Annotated in this window: 15 protein-coding genes; 8 read left to right on the plus strand and 7 right to left on the minus strand. The window is 54.9% G+C overall.

Annotated features, from left to right (window positions below; translation table 11 throughout):
* Positions 1 to 5 precede the first annotated feature (5 nt).
* From phoU to QE270_RS05965, 7 genes are all read right to left on the minus strand, one after another.
* Positions 6 to 677 (minus strand): phosphate signaling complex protein PhoU, encoded by a 672-nt coding sequence (phoU, locus tag QE270_RS05935; RefSeq protein WP_300036618.1) that lies wholly within the window; start codon positions 675 to 677, stop codon positions 6 to 8.
* Positions 678 to 689: 12 nt separating this feature from the next.
* Positions 690 to 1,484, minus strand: a complete 795-nt coding sequence (gene pstB, locus QE270_RS05940) for a phosphate ABC transporter ATP-binding protein PstB (RefSeq protein WP_300036621.1) — start codon at positions 1,482 to 1,484, stop codon at positions 690 to 692.
* A 3-nt stretch (positions 1,485 to 1,487) separates the two neighbouring features.
* Positions 1,488 to 2,753 carry a phosphate ABC transporter permease PstA gene (gene pstA, locus QE270_RS05945; RefSeq protein ID WP_300036624.1) on the minus strand — a complete coding sequence of 422 codons (1,266 nt, stop codon included), beginning with the start codon at positions 2,751 to 2,753 and terminating at the stop codon, positions 1,488 to 1,490.
* Positions 2,746 to 4,134, minus strand: a complete 1,389-nt coding sequence (gene pstC, locus QE270_RS05950) for a phosphate ABC transporter permease subunit PstC (protein ID WP_300036626.1) — start codon at positions 4,132 to 4,134, stop codon at positions 2,746 to 2,748. Before pstC ends, pstA begins: the two co-directional genes overlap by 8 nt.
* Before the next feature lie 126 nt (positions 4,135 to 4,260).
* The gene (locus QE270_RS05955; RefSeq protein WP_300036629.1) at positions 4,261 to 5,313 is read right to left on the minus strand and encodes a substrate-binding domain-containing protein; all 1,053 of its coding nucleotides are present in this window, start codon (positions 5,311 to 5,313) and stop codon (positions 4,261 to 4,263) included.
* Between the two features lie 99 nt (positions 5,314 to 5,412).
* Positions 5,413 to 6,699 carry an ATP-binding protein gene (locus QE270_RS05960; RefSeq protein ID WP_300036632.1) on the minus strand — a complete coding sequence of 429 codons (1,287 nt, stop codon included), beginning with the start codon at positions 6,697 to 6,699 and terminating at the stop codon, positions 5,413 to 5,415.
* A 78-nt stretch (positions 6,700 to 6,777) separates the two neighbouring features.
* Positions 6,778 to 7,452 carry an HAD hydrolase-like protein gene (locus QE270_RS05965; protein ID WP_300036635.1) on the minus strand — a complete coding sequence of 225 codons (675 nt, stop codon included), beginning with the start codon at positions 7,450 to 7,452 and terminating at the stop codon, positions 6,778 to 6,780.
* Between the two features lie 165 nt (positions 7,453 to 7,617).
* Here QE270_RS05965 and glmU point away from each other — a divergent pair, with 165 nt between their 5' ends.
* The 8 genes from glmU (at position 7,618) to QE270_RS06005 (ending at position 14,939) form a co-directional block, all read left to right on the plus strand.
* The gene (gene glmU / locus QE270_RS05970) at positions 7,618 to 8,979 is read left to right on the plus strand and encodes a bifunctional UDP-N-acetylglucosamine diphosphorylase/glucosamine-1-phosphate N-acetyltransferase GlmU (RefSeq protein WP_300036638.1); all 1,362 of its coding nucleotides are present in this window, start codon (positions 7,618 to 7,620) and stop codon (positions 8,977 to 8,979) included.
* A 33-nt stretch (positions 8,980 to 9,012) separates the two neighbouring features.
* Positions 9,013 to 9,285, plus strand: a complete 273-nt coding sequence (locus tag QE270_RS05975) for a ribbon-helix-helix protein, CopG family (RefSeq protein ID WP_300036641.1) — start codon at positions 9,013 to 9,015, stop codon at positions 9,283 to 9,285.
* A complete protein-coding gene (locus tag QE270_RS05980; RefSeq protein WP_300036646.1) occupies positions 9,282 to 9,665 on the plus strand; it encodes a type II toxin-antitoxin system VapC family toxin in 384 nt (127 codons plus the stop codon). The genes QE270_RS05975 and QE270_RS05980 overlap by 4 nt, the downstream gene beginning before the upstream one ends.
* A complete protein-coding gene (gene glmS / locus QE270_RS05985; RefSeq protein ID WP_300036649.1) occupies positions 9,666 to 11,489 on the plus strand; it encodes a glutamine--fructose-6-phosphate transaminase (isomerizing) in 1,824 nt (607 codons plus the stop codon).
* 180 nt (positions 11,490 to 11,669) lie between these two features.
* The gene (locus QE270_RS05990) at positions 11,670 to 11,795 is read left to right on the plus strand and encodes a hypothetical protein (RefSeq protein WP_300036652.1); all 126 of its coding nucleotides are present in this window, start codon (positions 11,670 to 11,672) and stop codon (positions 11,793 to 11,795) included.
* Positions 11,796 to 11,908: 113 nt separating this feature from the next.
* Entirely contained in the window at positions 11,909 to 13,096 is a 1,188-nt protein-coding gene (locus QE270_RS05995) for an aspartate aminotransferase family protein (protein ID WP_300036655.1), read from the plus strand.
* Positions 13,093 to 14,019 carry an ornithine carbamoyltransferase gene (gene argF, locus QE270_RS06000; RefSeq protein WP_300036658.1) on the plus strand — a complete coding sequence of 309 codons (927 nt, stop codon included), beginning with the start codon at positions 13,093 to 13,095 and terminating at the stop codon, positions 14,017 to 14,019. Before QE270_RS05995 ends, argF begins: the two co-directional genes overlap by 4 nt.
* Positions 14,019 to 14,939: an Hsp33 family molecular chaperone HslO gene (locus QE270_RS06005; RefSeq protein ID WP_300036661.1), complete on the plus strand. Its 921-nt coding sequence runs from the start codon at positions 14,019 to 14,021 to the stop codon at positions 14,937 to 14,939. The genes argF and QE270_RS06005 overlap by 1 nt, the downstream gene beginning before the upstream one ends.
* Positions 14,940 to 15,040: the final 101 nt, after the last annotated feature.

Here is a 15,040-nt window from a genome sequence, read left to right on the forward strand (position 1 = left end):
CCGCTTTAAGCGTCAGGCAGGTTTTCACCCGTTTCGGTAAAATAAATCATTTGCGCCACATTAGTGGTGTGATCGCCAATCCGTTCAAGGTTTTTTGCGGTGAACAGCAAATGCGCAACTTCCGTCGCATTTTGGGGATTTTTGACGACATAAGCGACGAAGTCTACGAATAAATCCTTGTTAAGCTGATCCACCACATCGTCGCGAACGGTGACCGCGCAGGCCAGATCGACGTCACGCTTGGCATAAGCGTCCATCGCCATGCGGATCATTTCGACGACGATTTCGCCCATGCGGCCCAATTGCTCAAGCGCGGAGGACGGTATCTTGCCATTCATCTGCGGCACGCGCTTGGCGATATTTTTGGCATAATCGCCAATGCGTTCAATGACGGCCGACATTTTGAGCGCGGCGATTAGCTCACGCAAATCATCCGCCATTGGTGCGCGCAATGCGATGGTCCGGACCACCAATCGTTCGACTTCGGTTTCGAGTGTGTCGATGATTTTGTCATCAGCGCGGATGGTTGCGGCTGTGTCGGTATCATGCTCGCGCAACGCCTTCATCGCCGCAATGACCGCAGCTTCGGCCCGCGCACCCATTTCGGCAATGAGCCCACGGATTTCGTCCATGTCATCGTCAAATGCCGTGATTGTGTGCTTTGTGCCAGTGGTCATGTCGTAATCTTTCTAACCGTAACGGCCGGTAATATAATCTTTGGTGCGGTCTTCGCGTGGATTGGTAAATATGTCGGACGTTTGGCCAAATTCAATCAAATCGCCCAAATGGAAAAAGGCGGTGCGTTGCGATACGCGCGCGGCCTGTTGCATATTATGGGTCACGATGATGATAGCATATTTTCCGCGCAGGTCGTGAATTAACTCCTCAATCCGCGCAGTCGCGATTGGGTCAAGCGCGGAGCAAGGTTCATCCATCAATATCACTTCAGGGTCCACTGCAATGGCGCGGGCAATACACAGGCGTTGCTGCTGACCGCCGGAAAGCGCCGTTCCGCTCTCGCCCAGGCGATCCTTGACCTCAGTCCACAATCCAGCGCGGGTGAGTGACGTCTCGACGATTTGATCCAACTCGGCCTTGCCGCTGGCCAGACCGTGGATACGCGGACCATAAGCGACATTGTCGTAAATCGATTTCGGGAATGGATTTGGCTTTTGAAACACCATTCCAACGCGCGCGCGCAATTGCACGACATCCATGCCAGATGCATAAATGTCTTCGCCGTCGAGCAATATCTGGCCTTCGACACGGGCCCCGGCGACGGTGTCGTTCATTCGGTTCAAAGACCGCAGAAAAGTTGACTTTCCGCAACCGGATGGACCGATAAACGCAGTCACATTCTCCCGATCAACGTCAATCGAGACGTCGTGAATGGCTTGCTTCTCGCCATAATATACATTCACATTGCGAGTGGATATTTTGGATATTCCAGGGGTTACGCCCACATTACCGTCCTTTGTTTTCATAAGTCACCAACGCGTTTCGAAACGGTTGCGAAGATAGATGGCAAGGGCGTTCATGCCCAACAAGAATATCAGCAACACAATGATTGCGGCACTGGTTTTTTCGACAAAGCCCTGATTGACCTCGTCCGACCAAAGATAGATTTGCACAGGCAAAGCGGTTGTCGCCTCGGTGAAGCCTTCAGGCGCAGCCGGGATGAAGGCGCGCATGCCGATCATCAACAATGGTGCAGTTTCACCCAAAGCGCGCGCCATGCCGATAATCGTGCCGGTTAATATGCCCGGAAGGGCAAGCGGGAGCACATGGTGGAACACGACTTGCACAGGCGAGGCACCAATACCCAATGCCGCATCACGGATCGACGGCGGCACGGATTTGACAGCATTGCGGCCCGCAATGACGATGACCGGCATCGTCATCAGCGCAAGCGTCAAACCGCCGACCAATGCAGACGACCGTGGCATACCGAACATGGTCAGGAAAACCGCCAAACCCAGCAGACCAAAGATGATGGAGGGCACGGCCGCCAAATTGTTGATCGACACCTCAATAATATCAGTCAGCTTATTCTTGGCGGCATATTCCTCAAGATACAAAGCGGCCAATATGCCGACCGGGAAGGCAAGCATCAGGGTAATCACCATGGTCATCAGCGATCCCTTGAACGCTGCCCATATGCCTACCGCAGATGGGTCCGTGGCGTCTGCACCTGTCAAGAACGTCCAGTTAAAGCCAGTGCGCAACGCGTCTTTTTGCGCCAGCGCTGCAACTGTTTGTTCGGCTGCAGGCTCCCCATCGCGTTTGAACGCAACATCCAATCGCGAGTCCACTGGCAACCACAGTTGCTGCTTTGCTGTCACGAGGCTGGGATTATCCAGCAGCATCTGCCGCGCATTGCCCGCAGCACCCGTTGTCAAAAGGCCTTCACTTAGTTCGCCATATTGCTCACTGACCGCAAGTTCAACGATGCCGGGAATATCCATCGAATTGAGCGCAGCATCGGCGTTCGGGCCGCTGATCGAAGCTGCCGTTGCGCCAGACGTTAACGCCGGAAAGTCAAAATCAACCGCAATCTCTGTGCGCTGAAAACCGCGCAAGCCTTGGCCCATCATTGTGAACAGCAAAAAGGCGAGGAACAAAGTCGACAGCGCAACAGCCAGAAAGCCCATTGCCTTAAACCGACGCTCGGCCGCATAGCGGCCTGCGATGCGCTTTTGCATGATTTGCCCGTTCCAATCGGTGGGCGTTGGCTCCATGATGGCGTTACTCATATGCTTCCCGATATTTTTTTACGGCGCGTAAAGCGACATAATTGAGGAAGAATGTCGTCACGAACAGCGCAAGCCCGAGGGCAAATGCGGCAAGCGTATGCGGGCTTCCGAAATCTTGGTCACCCGTCAGAAGCGCGACAATCTGGACGGTAACAGTGGTGATGGTCGCAAAAGGGTTCGCGGTCAGGTTCGCGGTATAACCCGCCGCCATCACAACAATCATGGTTTCGCCAATCGCGCGGCTGACGGCCAGCAATACACCCCCGACAACGCCCGGTAATGCGGCGGGCAGCAAAACTTTCTTGATAGTTTCGCTCTTGGTTGCGCCCATGGCAAGGCTACCGTCGCGCATGGCATTGGGCACAGCGGCGATGCTGTCATCGGACATGGACGACACCAATGGAATAATCATGACGCCCATGACGATGCCAGCGGCCAAGGCATTGTCGGACGCGGCATTGCTGACGCCAAGCATGACGGCAAAGTCACGCACCGCAGGCGCCACCGTTAACGCTGCAAAATATCCATAAACCACCGTTGGCACACCAGCGAGAATTTCGAGGATCGGCTTCATCCATTTGCGCACCGTCGCGGACGCATATTGGGTCAAGAAGATTGCGCTCATCAAGCCGAGCGGAATGGCAACAACCATCGCGATAATGGCTCCAATGAAAATCGTACCCCAGAATAAAGGTATCGCGCCATAACCATTGTCCGCGCCCGGGGTCACAGTCGATTTGGGATTCCATTCCGTGCCAAACAGAAACTCAAATGGAGATACCATCGAGAAGAAACGCCATGATTCAAAGATCAACGAGGCAAAAATGCCGAGTGTCGTGAGGATTGCGATCAACGATGCAACCAGCAATCCGAACATGACAATGCGTTCGACCTTGCTGCGGGCGCGAAAGTCGGGCTTTATGCGGGTGAATGCAAACGCGCCGCCAGCGAAGAACAGCACTAACGTCGCGGCTACGCCAATCCATTGATAATAGGCCAATGCGCCTTGGTATAACGGGACGAGCTTTTCGCTCTCACCCTGAAACGCAGCGGTTTGAAAACCTTGTGCAATCGCCCGCGCTTCCGACAGGATCGCGGCGCGCGCAAAACCGTCTTGCGGCAAGTCGGCGGCCGCAGGGGCCGACAGCACCATGTTGGTGACCAATGACGGAGAAATCGACTGCCAGATGAACATGAACACAAGCGCCGGAGCAATGGAGCAAATCGCCACAAACCAGCCGTGATAATAAGGCAGGCTGTTTACGGTGCCCCGCGGGCCACCTTTTGCACTACGCACAAACGCGGCAGCACGCGCACGCCCAGCGATCCAAGCAATAAGGCCGAGACCAAGGACAAGGAAGAGCAATGCCGTTCCAGTCATAAACTTAACTCTGCCCCCTTGGACCCGATGATCCGAAACCCGTCATACCCAGCGCCCAGAAATAGCATAGGCCTGGATCAAACACCGAATCGATCCAGGCCCATAGACGCCATCATTGTTGCACTTTTATTTCAAATCCGCGCCCGTCATAACGGTCAGGCCGTTCGCAGAATCGCTGGCCACCTTGTAATCGGCATCGCTGGACGCAATCATGCCCAATTTTGTAAGATAACCACCAACGACACCGCCCTTCAGGAATTCGAGGACGAAATCTTTAATACCCGGAATTTTGTCGACATGCGCTTTCTTCACATAAATAAACATCTTGCGCGCGCCGGGGTAGCTGCCATCTGAAATCGTGCCGATTGTTGGGTTCACACCATTCATATTGATGCCATGCACCTTCGATGCATTTTCTTCCATATAGCTATAACCGAAGATGCCGACCATGTTCGGGTTGGAGCTCAGCTTCTGCACGATCAGATTGTCGTTTTCGCCCTGTTCCTTGAACGCACCATCATTGCGCACTTCGGTGCATATCGCCTTATACTTGTCTTCGTCGCTATCTTTCAGCGCCTTGGTCGCGGCGTCGGTCTGGCAGCCGACTTCCATGATCAGCTCATGGAAGGAATCGCGTGTGCCAGATGTCGTTGGCGGGCCGTAAACCGAAATCGGCAGTTTCGGCAGCGATGGATTTACATCGGACCAAAGCTTAGCGGTCTGTGGTTTGCCAAACGGGTTTGCGGCAAGCGCCTTGTACACGTCGGCGGTGGACAATGCGAATTTCGTGCCGGTGTTGGACTGCGCAAGCGCGAGCCCGTCAATACCAACCTGAACTTCGATTATGTCCTTCACGCCATTTTTCTGGCAGTTATCGAACTCGCTCTTTTTCATGCGACGCGAGGCATTAACGATATCCGGCTTATCTGCTCCGACACCCTTGCAGAACTGCTCAATACCACCGCCGGTACCAGTCGATTCAAGTACGGGCGATTTGCGCGTTGGGTCTACCTTGGCAAATGCCTCTGATGCGGCCTTGGCGAAAGGGAACACCGTCGAAGAACCCACAATCCGGATTTCCTGACGCGAACCACCGGCAGCACCGCCAGTGCTGGCTTGGTCATTACAGGCCGAAAGGGCGAGTGCACTTACGGCAATGAGCGATAATTTCTTCAACATATTGGCGGTTCCCATAAACGATTTGGCGCATTTCAAACAACACTTTGACAGGTCATTAGACGACCCCGATGGCCGATAAATGACTATTGTATTACATTATTATGACAGACCTGTTGGCGCAACCGGTAACAATATTGACACGGTCGTGCCTTTGCCGACTGTGCTGCGGATTTCCAGATGGCCGCGATGCCGATCAACGATATGTTTGACAAGGCTTAAGCCTAAGCCAGTTCCGCCAACCAAGCGGCTTCTTCCAGAATCCACACGATAAAACCGTTCGGTAAGGCGCGGTAAATGTTCAGGGGCAATGCCGTCCCCCACATCCGCTACCGTAAGTTTAATCATTGCGCCAGATCGCGAACGCACCAGCGAGACCGTTACCGGCGTTCCAGCGCGACCATATTTCAGCGCATTGTTCAAAATGTTGCTCGCCAACTGCCGCAATTGTCCGGAGTCTCCCAAGACAGGCGGCAGACCTGCCATCACATCAATCATGATATCCGCGCCACGTTCCTTTTGGCTGTTGCGTAACTGATCAACGGTTTCCATGACGACATCGGAAAAATCAACCGGCGTTTGCGGGGGATCATATTTCTCGGCCTCAATCCGGCTCAACGACATCAGGTCTCGAACCAGCGCCTGCATCCGATCGGTCTCCGTGGCCATGATGCCTAGAAAGCGGCTGCGCGTGGCGACGTCGTCACCCGCCGCTGGGTCATCCAGCGTTTCGATAAAGCCCTTGATAGCGGCCAGTGGTGTCAATAATTCGTGGCTCGCGTTGGCGACAAAATCGACCCGCATTTTTTCGGCGGCCTGCGTTCCGCTGCGATCTGCCATGTGCACGATTTTCTGTGATGGACCCATGGTTTGAATCCGCATGTCCCATAATTGGTTTTTCTGGCCAATGCCTACGAGCCGAATCGGGTGTCCGCTATGCTGCGCATCTGGGTCTGTCAGCCGCTCAATCGCGCCTGCGTGACGAAACGCCATGCGCACATTTTGGCTAACAACATTTGGTCCAAGCAAACGCAACGCAACTTGGTTAGCAGCGGTTACACGGGCATTTTCGACCATCAATATGGCATCGGTCGACGAATCGATAAACGCCTGCAACTGGGGATGTGAGCTAATCGCCAGGACTTCTGTTTCCGTTGCTGTTGGCTTATCGTTCTCCTGAGGTGCATCTTCGCGATCATGCGGATCAGCGGCGATGAACAATGCAATCAACATTGAGACAAGAATGACGAGAACGCGCTCGGCGGAGCCCGCCATTTGGTCCGCGAACATGGCACCGACAAGTGCCAAGGCAAATGCCACAATCATGCGGGGAGACAACCAACTGTTCACTTTGTACCCTGCTGCAATTCCTGTGAGATCGCCACACATATAGATACAGCGATTTGGCGCAAGCAACGGCGATCAAAAAATGTCAGGGGCTGTGTGTGCTCTCCGCCTCTGCGTGATCTAATGCGATGCCATCCGCTTTAGGCAATCAAGCAATTCGTCAAAATGATCAATGACAGCATCGGCGCACATATCCTCGACCGGCCCATGCAAAAACCCGAAACTGACGGCCACGCTTGGCACGCTGGCATTCTTCGCCGCCATGACATCATAGATTGAGTCACCGACATAAGCTGCGCGTCCGCCGCCACAGCGCTTAATCATTTCAAAGATTGGTGCGCCGGACGGCTTGGCATTTTCCTTACCCAAAGTATCCGCGCCCAAGATGCACCCCATACGGTCCGCTAGATTCAGGTCAGTCAGCAATTTGACCGCAAGGCTTTCAAATTTGTTGGTCACGACGGCGTAACGCACACCCATATTGTCGAGCGCATCCAACAACGCCAGCGCGCCGTCAAACGGACGGCTGTGTTCCGAGACGTTCGCTTCGTAGTAATTAAGCATCTGGCGATACAGTGGTTTGAAATCATTATCGGGGATGCCGCCGGTTGCCTCAAGCCCCTGTTGCAGCATCAACTTCGCCCCGCCGCCAATATGCTGCTTTACAGTATCGGCGGAAAGCAGCGGTCTGCCTGCGCTTCCCAGCACATGGTTGACTGCAGCCGTTAAATCGCCGCTGGTGTCGATCAAAGTGCCATCAAGATCAAAACCGATGATGTCGAAAGGAAAATCCAAACCCAAACTCCTTAACAATCCATTAGTGCCGAGCGAGAGCGGGACGCTAAAATTAAACATGTTTTCCATCCTGTCTCGACCGGGATCAACACGAACGGGAATAATTACAATGCTCTTGGCTGCAAGTTCTGGAAACCGCAACAATTTGCTGGCATGGAGATGCTCATGACCGAATTAGCCGCCATCATCCTCGCCGCGGGCAAAGGCACGCGAATGAAATCCGACCTGCACAAGGTGCTGCATCCCATCGCGTGCCGGCCAATGCTGATGCACCTGATGGCTTCGGTCGATGCCTTGATCCCGACCAAAAAGGTTGTGGTTGTCGGTAGCGGCAAAAGCCAACTGGAAACCGCTCTGGCGGGCTCAGCAGAGCTTGCAGTGCAAGAACCGCAATTTGGTACTGGGCATGCCGTACAGCAGGCACGGGGCTCTCTGGAGGGGTTTGAGGGCGATGTTCTCATTCTCTATGGCGACGTTCCGTTTGTGCCGACTGCAATGATGCAGGCGATGGTCGCGCGGCTTAACGCGCCTGATGCGCCCGCGGTGGTCGTGTTGGCGTTCGAGCCAGAAAATTCCTCGGGCTATGGCCGCGTAATCGTCGAAGATGGCCGCATCATCAAAATGGTCGAGCAAAAGGACGCAACCGAGGCGGAAAAAGCCGCGAAACTGTGCAATTCCGGCCTGATGGCAGTGAAAGCACGCGACCTGTTCTCGCTTCTGGATCGCGTCACCGACGACAATGCGCAGAAGGAATATTATCTCACCGATATCGTCAACATAGCCAGCGAAGATGGGCGGATTTGCGTGGCTATCATTACCGAGCCCTACAACGTCGCGGGCATCAATAGCCGGGCGCAATTGGCGGAGATGGAGCAGGCGTGGCAGCAGCGCCGCCGGGTGCAGGCCATGGATGATGGTGCAACCTTAATTGCGCCGGAAACGGTCTGGTTTGCGTGGGATACGCAGCTTGGCCGCGATGTCCTGATTGAACCTAATGTCTTTTTTGGCCCCGGCGTCAGCATATCCGACAATGCAAAAATCCGCGCAAACAGCCATATTGAAGGCGCGATAATCGCCAGCGGCTGTGAGGTAGGCCCCTTTGCGCGGCTGCGGCCCGGAACCGTGTTGGAAGAAAAGGCCAAGATCGGCAATTTCGTCGAAACCAAGAAAGCGCATCTGGGTAAAGGCGCGAAGGCGAACCATCTGACCTACTTGGGCGACGCGATAATTGGCGCGGGCGCGAACATCGGCGCTGGTACCATAACCTGCAATTATGACGGATATTTCAAATATCAGACGGTAATCGGCGAAGGTGCGTTCATCGGCAGCAATTCAGCTTTGATCGCACCTGTGAAGATTGGCCGCGATGCGATTGTGGCGGCAGGCAGCGCGGTATCCCGCGACGTCGCCGACGGCGAACTCCGCATGGTCCGCGCCGAGCAGCTTGTGAAGCCCGGCTGGGCAGACCGCTTTCATGACGCGATGCGGAAGAAGAAGGCCGACAAAAAGGCCCTTGATCAAAATTGACATGATATCATGATATGAAATCACTATATCGTTATGGCTAGATTTCTTGTAGATGTTCCGGCGGACGATGTTCGCAAGCTGGATGAAATCGCGAAGCGCGAGGGAAAGTCGCGCGCGGCTGTGTTGCGCGAGGCAGTGTCCAATTATCTCGAAGAAAGTCGCAAAGAAGGTTTCGAAAAATATTTTGGCCTTTGGGAGCGATATGGTTCAACTGTAGATGGTCTCGAATATGAACGCGAGTTACGCGCCGAGTGGCCCGACGTTGGCGAAATTGCGTCTCTCAAAAAGAAACGCAGCGCGGCGTGAGTGAGCGCTTTTTCGATACCAATATCGTGATCGACATGCTGCACAATCGGCCAGCGGCATGGGCGGAGGTGCGCAATGTCACCCGCGCATGGATTAGCCGGATGACGTGGATCGAAGTTATGTCCGGCGCTCCCGATGATGCGGCGACCGAAACGGAACAATTTTTGCGCTTCTTTGCAATGAGTGAAATCGACGAGGAAATTGCTAGGCGCGCCGCTGTGTTGCGGCAGCAGCGCACGTCATTAAAATCCCCGTACGCCGTGATCCTCGCCTCGGCGCAGGTGTCGGGGCGCATACTCGTTACACGAAATACGAAGGATTTCCCGCCAGAGATGCCGGGTATTAGGGTCCCCTACAAAGCAGATTGGGAAACAAAATAAATGTGCGGAATTATCGGAATTGTTGGCAAATCACCCGTCTCGGACCGGCTGGTCGATGGGCTGAAGCGGATGGAGTATCGAGGCTATGACAGTGCCGGTGTCTGCACTGTGTTTGATGGCCAACTGGTGCGTCGTCGCGCGGAGGGCAAGTTGGCCAATCTCGTCAACGTCCTAAAAACCGATGACGCTGCGGGTAACATAGGCATCGCGCACACCCGCTGGGCGACGCATGGCGCGCCTACGACGAGCAACGCGCATCCGCATGCCTCCGGCGAAGTGGCTTTGGTCCACAATGGTATCATCGAAAATTTCAAGCAGTTACGTGACGAACTGACCGCGCGGGGCCGGACGTTTGAAAGCGAAACCGATACCGAGGTTGTTGCGCATCTTGTCTCCGAACAGGTTGAGGCTGGCCATGCACCCGCCGATGCGGTGAAGGTTGTGCTCCCCCGCTTGCGCGGCGCCTTTGCGCTGGCGATTGCGTTTCGGCAATTCCCGGATTTCCTGATCGGCGCACGGCTGGGCAGCCCGTTGGTTGTGGGTTATGGCGATGGCGAAACCTATCTGGGTTCCGACGCTCTCGCTCTTGCGCCACTGACGCAGAGGATTGCCTATCTGGAGGAAGGCGATTGGGTAATCGTCACGCGCGGTGGCGCGCAGATTTTCGATAAAGACAACACTTCGGTGGAACGCGAAGTGACCATATCGGGTGTATGCGCCGCGCAGATCGAAAAGGGCAATTACCGCCATTATATGCAGAAAGAGATTTTTGAGCAGCCCATTGTGGTCGCGCAAACACTCTCAAGCTACATTCGTCCACTGGAACAGACCGTTGCCTTGCCGCAGATGGATTTCGACTTGGCGGGCGTAAAGCGCATTACCATAGTTGCCTGCGGAACCAGCTATTATGCCGGCATGGTCGCAAAATACTGGTTCGAAACCTTCGCCCGCGTGCCCGTCGATATCGATGTTGCGTCGGAATTCCGTTATCGCGCCCCCGTGTTGGAGGAAGGCGGCCTTGCGCTATTCATATCCCAATCGGGCGAGACCGCAGATACGCTGGCGGCGTTGCGCCATTGCAAGGAAAACGGCCAGACTATCGCGGTTGTCGTCAACGTGCCGACATCGAGCATGGCGCGCGAGGCGGACCTTTTGTTGCCCACGCATGCGGGCCCCGAAATCGGTGTTGCGTCGACCAAGGCGTTTACCTGCCAACTTGCGGTTCTCGCTGCGCTGGCAGCACATCTGGCGCTCGTTAAAGGCAAGTTGAGCGCTGAGGAAGAACGTGCAATTGTCCGGCATCTTATTGAGGCGCCAGCAGCGCTCAACGCCGCGCTGGCGCATGATGATGACATTGCCGCTATGGCACACTTGATCGCGCCCGCGCGCGACGTGCTCTATCTTGGTCGTGGCCCGGACTATCCGTTGGCGATGGAAGGCGCGTTAAAGCTGAAGGAAATCAGCTACATTCATGCGGAAGGTTATGCCTCAGGCGAAATGAAGCATGGGCCAATCGCGTTAATCGATGAGGCGGTGCCCGTCATCGTTCTTGCTCCAAGTGGACCGTTGTTCGAAAAAACCGTTAGTAACATGCAAGAAGTCATGGCGCGGGGCGGCAAGGTTGTTTTGATCTCCGATGCCGAAGGGATTGCCAAAGCAGGCGAGGACTGCCTCGCCACCATCGAAATGCCGACCGTCCATCCGCTCATTGCGCCATTGGTCTATGCCGTGCCCGTCCAGTTGCTTGCTTATCATGTGGCGTGCGCCAAGGGCACGGATGTGGACCAACCACGCAATCTTGCAAAGTCTGTTACAGTGGAGTGACTTTGCGCGAAAGGCTATAAACTATCCAGTCGATGTCCCGCTAGATCGTCAACCTTACAATTGGGCCGTGATGCCGATAATAAGGCCATTATGGCATGCAAACCCCATGTGTCGCTTGATACCGGATTACTGTAACAATTCGGGGTTGTTCGCGGTAGGGTCGGCGTTATGGAGGCGGGTATGAGCCCTGCTGCCAAAATGATTATCATATTCATCCTGCTGTGGGTGGGGTTTCATCTGCTTTTATACGGATATGTGCGGCGCAGCATCGCCGCCGCCAAGCCCGACAAGGACGCTGAGGCATAACTTGATTTGCCATTTTCGCATGCCTATAGCGATAGGGCAGAAACAAGCGGTCCCATGTGGCCGCTTTTTGGCTTTTGGAATATGCCAACTATTCGGTCGGAAGGAAGAAAACCATGTCGATTACGCCCCTGATGCCAGTCTATCCGCGCTGCGGTTTTCGGCCGGTCCGTGGTGAAGGCGCTTGGTTGATTTCCGAAGACGGCAGCCGAGCGCTGGACTTTGCAGCGGGCATCGCTGTGAACCTGCTCGGTCACGGTCATCCGCATTTGACCAAAGCGATTCAAGACCAAGCGGCAACGCTTATCCATGTGTCGAACCTTTATGGCAGCCCGCAGGGGGAAGCCTTTGCCCAGCGGCTTGTGGATACCACCTTTGCTGATACGGTATTCTTTAACAATTCCGGCGCTGAGGCGGTGGAGTGCGCGATTAAAACCGCCCGTGCCTATCACCAAAGCCAAGGCAGTGACCGCTTTGAGATCATCACCTTTAAGAACGCCTTTCACGGCCGGACGATGGCGACGATTTCGGCCAGCAATCAGGAGAAGATGCACAAGAGCTTCCTGCCTTTGCTGGAAGGCTTCAAATATGTTGATTTTGACGATCTTGAAGGCGCCAAGGCGGCCGTGGGGCCAAAGACCGCTGCGTTTTTGGTTGAGCCTATTCAGGGGGAGGGTGGAGTGCGCCCCGCATCAGACGCCTTTATGCAAGGCCTTCGGGCCCTGGCCGATGAACACGGCATCATGCTGATCTTGGATGAGGTTCAGTGCGGTGTAGCACGTTCTGGCACGCTATATGCCTATGAACAATATGGCATTATTCCGGACATCATGGCGACCGCAAAGGGCCTTGGTGGCGGATTTCCGGTGGGTGCCTGCCTTGCCACTGAAGAGGCGGCACGCGGCATGGTCGTTGGTACGCATGGATCGACCTATGGCGGCAATCCGTTCGCCATGGCGGCCTGTCAGGCGGTTTGGGATGTCGTGGCGAATGAGGAATTTTTGGCGCAAGTGCGTTCGACAGGCGAAAAATTACGTTCAACGCTTGAACAATTCATCGGCAATTATCCCGACCTGTTTACCGGCGTTCGGGGCAAAGGGCTTATGCTCGGCGTGATGATGACGCATGAAACGCGGGCCTTTGTGGCGCATTTGCGCGACAATCACGGTTTGTTGCTGGTAGCGGCGGGAGACAACACGTTCCGCGTGCTGCCGCCGTTGAATATTGGCGACGCCGAAATCCAGACATTTATGGAAAAGCTGTCCGCCGGTGCCGCTAGCTATCAAATGCCGCAAGCTGCATGACGCGCCATTTCCTCAATTTGAGCGACGCGGGCGGCGATGCAATTGCAGCTATGCTGAACAACGCCATAGACAGGAAAAATGCGCGGCAAGGGTGCCCCAAGGGTCAGGCAGATGCCGACGCGCCGCTTGCGGGGCACACGCTGGCGATGGTGTTTGAGAAAAACTCGACCCGCACCCGCACGTCTTTTGAAATGGCGATGAAGCAATTGGGTGGCGACAGCATATTCATGGCGTCTGGACAGATGCAGCTTGGTCGCGGTGAGACTATTGCCGACACAGCCCGCGTGCTGTCACGCTATGTCGATGCCATCATGATCCGCACCGATGACCATGACAAGGTTTCAGAACTGGCACATTACGCCAGCGTGCCCGTCATCAACGGCCTGACTGATCTGTCGCATCCCTGCCAGATCGTTGCCGATCTTCTGACCGTAATGGAGCATCGAAAAACTTTGCCCGGTCTTGAGCTTGCATGGCTTGGTGATGGTAATAATGTGCTGAATTCGGTAGTTGAGGCAGCAGGGTTGTTTAAGTTCAACCTTCGCATAGCCGTCCCAGAAGGCTATGAAAGTGACAGCAACTTTATCGAGATTGCAAAGGCCGCTGGCGCGAACATAACCCTGACCCGCGATGCACGCGAAGCAGTGGCGGGCGCAGACGTTGTTGTGACCGACACCTGGGTGTCGATGGGGCAGGATCATGCCCATAACAAGATGGCGGCAATGATGCCCTATCAGGTGAACGAACGCCTTATGGCCACGGCAAAAGCAGATGCAGTGTTCCTGCACTGTTTGCCTGCGCATCGTGGTGAAGAAGTGACCGACGCGGTGATTGACGGGCCGCAGTCGCTTATCTGGGACGAAGCAGAAAACCGTCTTCATGCGCAAAAATCGATTTTATTATGGTGCCTTGGGAAGTTGTAATGGCGGAACAATCCGAAACATTGTCCAATCAGCCATTGCGCTTTTCCATACCCACGCGCGATGCGCGCGGGCGTCTGGTTCGGCTTGACGATGTCCTTGCCGAAATTTTGGCGGCCCACGCCTACCCCCCCGTGATTGAACGCATCTTGGCAGAGGCATTGGTTTTGACCGCCTTGTTGGGATCTTCGTTGAAGGAAAAGGGCAGCCAGCTTACGCTGCAAACACAAACTGAAAAGGGTGCGATCCGCCTTCTGGCGTGCGACTATAAAGACGGTGCGTTGCGCGGCTATGCGCAGTTTGATGCAGCGACTGCTGCGGCCTTGCCGCGGGATGCAACGCTGTTTGGTGTATTCGGGCAAGGTTATCTTGCGATTACCTTTGACCGTATGAAGCCGGCCAGCGAAGGCGGTGGCCGCTATCAGGGCATTGTCCCGCTTGAGGGCGAAGCGCTGGCCGATGCGGCGCAAAATTATTTCATGCAGTCCGAACAAATCCCAACCTTTATTCGCGTGGCGGTGGACCGTGTTGATGGCCGCTGCGTTGCTGGTGGTCTGTTGGTGCAGCATTTGCCAGAGGGCGAAGAAGGCCGTGAACGGCTCCACGTGCGGCTCGACCATCCGGAGTGGGCGCATATTGAGGTAATGTCCTCAACCATCGCTGCTGCTGAGTTAGCTAACCCTGCGCTTTCGCTTGAGGAAATCGTCTGGCGGCTTTTTCACGAAGAACAAGAAGTGCGCATTGAACAAGGCGATCGGTTGTCGAAGGGGTGCCGGTGCGACCCGGTGCACATCCGCGATGTAATTGCGAAGTTTCCCGCAGAAGGCCGTGCCGAAATGGCCGATGACGACGGCGATATTGTCGTTGATTGCCAATTTTGCTCGCGCCGGTTTCCGATCAGCCTTGCCAGTTTCAACAATTAACTGGCGCACCGCAGAACAGTGAGCGCCAACTGTCGTTCGAAGAGCATAATCTGCCGTGCAAAATGCAAAAATTTATGGTAACGAAACCGCAAACTATAGAT

The organism is Sphingorhabdus sp. (assembly GCF_029865925.1).
In the GTDB taxonomy this organism is placed as follows: domain Bacteria; phylum Pseudomonadota; class Alphaproteobacteria; order Sphingomonadales; family Sphingomonadaceae; genus Sphingorhabdus_B.